We start from the raw sequence: 6,000 nt of genomic DNA, 5'->3' as shown, positions 1-6,000 counted from the left end.
CCCAGGCCGAGGCGCGACTGCGCGAACCGGTGGGCATCAACAACCCGCAGTTCCTGCCCAAGGATGACAGCAACCCCTACTTCACCTACGATCCCTCGAAATGCATCGTCTGCTCGCGCTGTGTGCGGGCCTGCGACGAGGTGCAGGGCACCTTTGCGCTGACCATCGAGGGCCGCGGCTTCGACAGCCGCGTGTCCGCGGGCACCAAGCTCGACGATTTCATGACCTCGGACTGCGTATCCTGCGGCGCCTGCGTGCAGGCCTGCCCGACCGCGACGCTTCAGGAAAAATCGGTGATCGAGATCGGTACGCCCGAGCGCTCGGTCGTCACCACCTGCGCCTATTGCGGCGTCGGCTGTTCGTTCAAGGCCGAGATGCGCGGCGACGAGCTGGTGCGCATGACCCCCTACAAGCACGGCAAGGCCAATCGCGGCCATAGCTGCGTCAAGGGCCGCTTCGCCTATGGCTATGCCGCGCACAAGGATCGCATCCTCAACCCGATGATCCGCGACACGATCGACCAGCCATGGCGCGAAGTGTCGTGGGACGAGGCGATCGGCTTCGCCGCCTCGAAAATGCGCAGCATTCAGGAGCAGTACGGCAAGAAGTCGATCGGCGTGATCACCTCGTCGCGCTGCACCAACGAGGAGACCTACCTCGTCCAGAAGATGGCCCGCGCCGTCTTTGGCAACAACAACACCGATACCTGCGCCCGCGTCTGCCACTCACCCACGGGTTATGGCTTGGGCCAGACCTACGGCACCTCGGCCGGGACGCAGGATTTCGATTCGGTCGAGGACACGGATGTGGTCGTCGTCATCGGGGCCAACCCGACCGACGGGCACCCGGTCTTCGCAAGCCGCCTCAAGAAGCGGCTGCGGGAGGGGGCGAAGTTGATCGTCGTCGATCCTCGCCGGATCGACCTCGTCAAAAGCCCGCATGTCGCCGCCGCGCATCATCTCGCGCTGCGTCCGGGCACCAACGTCGCGATCGTCACCGCCATCGCGCATGTGATCGTGACCGAAGGGCTCTACGACGAGGAGTTCATCCGCACCCGCTGCGACTGGGAGGAATTCCAGGACTACGTCGAGTTCGTGGCCGAGGATCGCCATTCGCCCGAAGCCGTCGAGATGCTCACCGGCGTCCCCGCCGAGGAACTGCGCCGCGCCGCGCGCCTCTACGCCACGGGCGGCAACGGCGCGATCTACTACGGTCTCGGCGTGACCGAGCACTCCCAAGGCTCGACCACCGTGATCGGCATCGCCAACCTCGCCATGCTGACCGGCAACATCGGTCGTCGCGGCGTCGGCGTGAACCCGCTGCGCGGCCAGAACAACGTGCAGGGCTCGTGCGACATGGGCTCCTTCCCGCACGAGCTTCCGGGCTATCGCCACGTGGCGGGCTCGGAGGTGCGCGAGGTGTTCGAGAGCCTGTGGAAGGTCAAGCTCGATAGCGAGCCCGGCCTGCGCATCCCCAACATGCTCGACGCGGCGGTCGACGGCACGTTCAAGGGCCTCTATTGTCAGGGCGAGGACATCCTTCAGTCCGACCCCGACACCAAGCACGTGGCGGCGGGACTCGCGGCGATGGAGTGCGTGATCGTGCAGGACCTGTTCCTGAACGAAACCGCGAACTACGCGCATGTCTTCCTGCCCGGCTCGACCTTCCTCGAGAAGGATGGCACCTTCACCAACGCCGAGCGCCGCGTCAACCGCGTGCGCAAGGTCATGGCGCCGAAGAACGGCTATGCCGACTGGGAGGTGACGCAGTTGCTGGCGAACGCGATGGGCGGTGGCTGGACCTATACCCACCCCGCGCAGATCATGGCCGAGATCGCGGCGACCACGCCGAGTTTCGCCAATGTCAGCTACGAGCTTCTGGAGGAGCAGGGTTCGGTGCAGTGGCCCTGCAACGACGCCTCGCCCGAGGGCACGCCGCTCATGCATATCGACGGCTTCGTGCGCGGTCGCGGGCGGTTCATCCGCACCGAATACGTGGCCACCGATGAAAAGACCGGCCCACGCTTCCCGCTGCTGCTCACCACCGGCCGCATCCTGTCGCAGTACAACGTGGGCGCGCAGACGCGCCGCACCGAAAACTCGCGCTGGCACGAGGAGGACGTGCTGGAGATCCACCCGCATGACGCCGAGGTGCGCGGCGTGAAGGATGGCGACTACGTGCGGCTCGCCTCGCGCTCGGGCGACACGAGCCTGCGCGCGCTGATCACCGACCGGGTCAGCCCGGGCGTGGTCTACACCACCTTCCACCACCCGACGACGCAGGCCAACGTCATCACCACCGACTTTTCGGACTGGGCCACCAACTGCCCGGAATACAAGGTGACGGCGGTGCAGGTCAGCCCGTCGAACGGCCCGTCGGAATGGCAGCAGGACTACGAGGCGCAGGCCGAGCAATCGCGCCGCATCCTGCCCGCGGCGGAATGAGCGAGGGGCTGCATCCCTATAGCCGGGTTGCGGCCCACGACACGGGCGCGGAGTCCGCGCCCGTGTCGCTGCCCGAGGAGACTCCGGTGGCGGTGGTCTACAACGGCTCGACCCAGGCGGTGATGATGACCACCCCTGCCGACATCGAGGATTTCGCGCGGGGCTTCACCATCACCGAAGGCTTCGCCGAGGCCCACGAGATCGGCGATGTCGAGATCGTCGGACAGGAAAACGGCATCGAAGCCGGATCTGGCTCCCCGAGGACAGGCAGGCCGCGCTCGACGCGCGCCGCCGCGCGCAGGTTGGCCCGGTGGGCTGCGGGCTGTGCGGCATCGACAGCCTCGCGCAGGCGGCGCGGGAGGTGCGCGCCGTGCCCGCCTCCGGCCTCGTGCTCGCCGCGTCCGAGATCGCCGCGGCGCTCGACGGCCTGCGCACGCGGCAGCCGCTGCACGACGAAACCCGCGCGGTCCACGCGGCGGGCTTCTACGTCCCCGGCCAAGGCATCGTTCTGGCGCGCGAGGATGTGGGCCGCCACAACGCCCTCGACAAGCTGGCGGGTGCCATGGCCGCGGCCGGGACCGATCCCGCTTCGGGCGCCATCGTCCTGACCTCCCGGCTGTCGCTGGAGATGGTCCAGAAGACCGCGATGATCGGCGCGCCGCTCATGCTGTCGGTCTCGCAGCCCACGGCCCATGCCGTGCGTCTCGCCGAGGAAGCCGGCATCGCGCTTGTCACCCACAACCGCCATGGCACCCGCATCTTTACCCATCACGCCCGTATCGGAGCCGCCCATGTCCTCTAGAACCACCGACCAGAAGCTCGTCTACATGGCGAACCAGATCGCCACCTTCTTCGAGAGCCAGGCCGAGGGCACACGCGCCGAGCGCGTGGCCGAACATCTGCGCTCGTTCTGGGAGCCACGTATGCGCGACCGGTTGTTCGCGATGCTTGATACCAACGAGGCGGACGCGCTCACCCCCCTCGCCCGCCGCGGTGCGGAGATCTGGCGCGAGTTCGGCAAGGCGGTTCCCGCCCATTCCGAAGAGGAGTGAGGGCGGCCCCGACGGGCGCCCGACCTCGCAACTTCAGTCCACGAATATTCACGGCGCCCGGCTCCGGCCGGGTGCGACATCGCGGACCGGTCGTCCGGTCAGCCGCCGCGTTTCGCGCGGTAGATGCCCTCGGGCAGGTTCAGCGCCGCCTGCAGCTCGCGCGCCTGATGCAGCGACAGCGTGATCCGCACCACCGCATCGCGGCGGGCATCGTATTGCTCGACCGTCACGCAATCCTCGAAGGCGCAGACGGTGACGTCTTCCTGAAGATGCGCGGCGCCTTCGTCGACGAGGGTGACGACCGTGGCGTCGAAATCGTGCTCGATGGTGAACATGGGCCCAGCCTAGGCGGCGCGCGAAGGCGGCGCAAGCCGCGAGCGGCGGCGCGATGCCGATCGCGTGAGAGACACGCCCGCAGGGCTGGTCGCGCCTCGGGGCGGCGGCTAGGATCGTGGTAATTCTTCACGACGAACCGGATATTGTTGCCGATGTTGTCTCGCCTTTCCTGTTTCGCCCTGGTCGCCGGCCTCGGGCTGTCGGCCTGTGCGCCGCCCGTTGTCGTGGCCTCGGGGCCGCAGCGCACCACCACCGTGACGCGCCCCGGCACCCCCGCCCCCACCAATGTCACCATTTCCAAGGGTCCGGGCCCGGTGGCCAACCCCGACGCCGCGCGAACGGCGGCGCGCAATTTCGTGCAGGTCGTGGAGCGGCTCGAACCTGTGGCCGAGCAGGTCTGCCGCGCCAACGCGCCGCAACTCGATTGCGATTTCCGCATTGTCGTCGACGACCGTCCCGGCCAGCCCGCCAACGCCTTTCAGACCCGCGACGCGCAGGGCCGTCCGCTTCTGGCCTTTACCGTGGCGCTTTTGAGTGAAGTGCAGAACGCCGACGAGCTGGCCTTCGTGCTGAGCCACGAGGCGGCGCATCACATCGCGGGCCATCTCGACCGCCAGAGCCGCAACGCCGCGATCGGCGCGACGGTGTTCGGACAGCTCGCCACCGGGCTGGGGGGCGGCAACGAAAGCGTGGTGCGCACCGCGCAGCAGCTCGGCGCCGGTTTCGGCGCGCGCAGCTACTCCAAGGATTTCGAACTCGAGGCCGACGCCCTCGGGGCGACCATCGCCCAGCGCGCGGGTTATGACGCGGTCAATGGCGCACAGTTCTTCCTGCGTATACCCGACCCCGGCGACCGGCTGCTCGGGACGCACCCGCCGAACGCGCAGCGCATGGACATCGTGCGCCAGACCGTCGCCCGGCTCTGACGCGAGGCGGGGGTGCTCAGCCGAGCACCCCCATCGCGATCGCGGCGAAGAAGCAGGCCGAGGCGGCGAGCACGAAACCATGCCAGATCGCGTTGGAAAAGCGCAGCCCTTCCCAGACGAAGAAGATCACGCCAGCCGAATAGAGCAGCCCGCCGATCACCACCAGCGCGGTCGAGGCCACGGGCAGCGTCATCGCCAGCGACCAGACCAGCGCGATGCTGAGCCAGCCCATCAGAAGATAAAGCGTCGGGCCGAGTCTGCCGGGGCTCTTCCAGAAGAATAGCTTGGCCACGGCCCCGCCCAGCGCGATGGCCCAGACCACCGCGAGGATCGCATAGGCGAAGGCCGAGCCGATCAGCACCACGAGCGGCGTGTAGGTGCCCGCGATCTTGAAATAGATCGCCGCGTGATCGATCCGGCGCAGCAACGGCCGCAGCCGGGTCCACGGTGTCATGTGATAGAATGCCGAGGCCGAAAAGGTCGCGATCAGCGCACCACCATAGATCGCCACGGCGACGGTCCGGTCGATGCGCGCCTCTTCGCTCCAAGCCGAGAGCGAGACCAGCAAGATGGCCCCGGCCAAGGCGAAGATCACGCCGAGGGCGTGGATCATGCCATCGGCGATGCGCTCGGAGCGTGCGTAAGCGGGATATTCTTCGTGTTGCGGTGTCATGCGTGGTTATCTAGCGCATGCCGCGTGCCGTGGGAGAGCGCATAGGTAGAGGACGTGGCGACAACGGCAACAAATGATCATGCCAAAGGATGCGGGCCCTCATTGGCATCCCCTTTCGCACAGGTCATATCTGCTTTTGCGAAGCCCGGGGGCGAGACATGCGACAACATTACGAGAGGCTGCGCATGCGCGCGGTCTGGTCCTGGCAGGGGCTCAGGCATATCTGGCGCACCGAAGGCAGCCTGCATCAGTGGATGTGGGCCAACATCGTCTCGGCCATCCTGATCTTCGTGCTGCCGGTTTCGGCGGGCGAACGCGGCATGATCCTGATGGGCGGCGTCATGGTGCTGGCCTTCGAATGTCTCAACACCGCGATCGAGCGTGTCGTCGACGACGTCTCGGAAGAACGCCGCGCTTTGGCCAAGCAGGCCAAGGATTCGGGCTCCGCAGCCGTCGCCGTCGCAGGCGCGGCCGTGGGGCTGGCCTGGATCTGCGTGCTGGGCGGGCTGGTGTTCTGATCGACGCGTCGCAACGGCTGACATGAGAAAGGCCGCATCCCTGAGGGATGC

General features: G+C 67.4%; 6 protein-coding genes and 1 pseudogene. 5 read left to right on the top strand and 2 right to left on the bottom strand.

From position 1 onward, the window contains the following. The 3 genes and pseudogenes from fdhF to MBELCI_RS13560 form a co-directional block, all read left to right on the top strand. On the top strand, positions 1–2,444 hold a 2,444-nt coding region (gene fdhF, locus MBELCI_RS13570), incomplete at its 5' end, for a formate dehydrogenase subunit alpha (RefSeq protein ID WP_045320177.1). Next, positions 2,441–3,246: pseudogene (fdhD, locus tag MBELCI_RS22965) on the top strand (formate dehydrogenase accessory sulfurtransferase FdhD). The gene fdhF and the pseudogene fdhD, both read left to right, overlap by 4 nt. Beyond that, the gene (locus tag MBELCI_RS13560; RefSeq protein ID WP_021694813.1) at positions 3,236–3,496 is read left to right on the top strand and encodes a formate dehydrogenase subunit delta; all 261 of its coding nucleotides are present in this window, start codon (positions 3,236–3,238) and stop codon (positions 3,494–3,496) included. Before fdhD ends, MBELCI_RS13560 begins: the two are co-directional and overlap by 11 nt. 98 nt (positions 3,497–3,594) lie before the next feature. On the opposite strand, the gene MBELCI_RS13555 is transcribed toward MBELCI_RS13560, so the two are convergent. After that, positions 3,595–3,831 (bottom strand): DUF8831 family protein, encoded by a 237-nt coding sequence (locus MBELCI_RS13555; protein ID WP_021694812.1) that lies wholly within the window; start codon positions 3,829–3,831, stop codon positions 3,595–3,597. Positions 3,832–3,984: 153 nt separating this feature from the next. On the opposite strand from MBELCI_RS13555, the gene MBELCI_RS13550 reads away from it, so the two are divergent. Further along, positions 3,985–4,758 carry a M48 family metallopeptidase gene (locus MBELCI_RS13550; RefSeq protein WP_021694811.1) on the top strand — a complete coding sequence of 258 codons (774 nt, stop codon included), beginning with the start codon at positions 3,985–3,987 and terminating at the stop codon, positions 4,756–4,758. A 16-nt stretch (positions 4,759–4,774) separates the two neighbouring features. On the opposite strand, the gene trhA is transcribed toward MBELCI_RS13550, so the two are convergent. After that, positions 4,775–5,431, bottom strand: coding sequence for a PAQR family membrane homeostasis protein TrhA (gene trhA, locus MBELCI_RS13545; protein WP_021694810.1), 657 nt, complete (start codon positions 5,429–5,431; stop codon positions 4,775–4,777). 158 nt (positions 5,432–5,589) lie between these two features. On the opposite strand from trhA, the gene MBELCI_RS13540 reads away from it, so the two are divergent. Next, positions 5,590–5,949 carry a diacylglycerol kinase gene (locus MBELCI_RS13540; RefSeq protein WP_045320176.1) on the top strand — a complete coding sequence of 120 codons (360 nt, stop codon included), beginning with the start codon at positions 5,590–5,592 and terminating at the stop codon, positions 5,947–5,949. The last annotated feature ends 51 nt before the right edge of the window (positions 5,950–6,000 follow it).

The organism is Limimaricola cinnabarinus LL-001, from assembly GCF_000466965.1.
Taxonomy (GTDB): domain Bacteria; phylum Pseudomonadota; class Alphaproteobacteria; order Rhodobacterales; family Rhodobacteraceae; genus Limimaricola; species Limimaricola cinnabarinus.
This window is presented reverse-complemented; position numbering and strand designations above follow the sequence as displayed.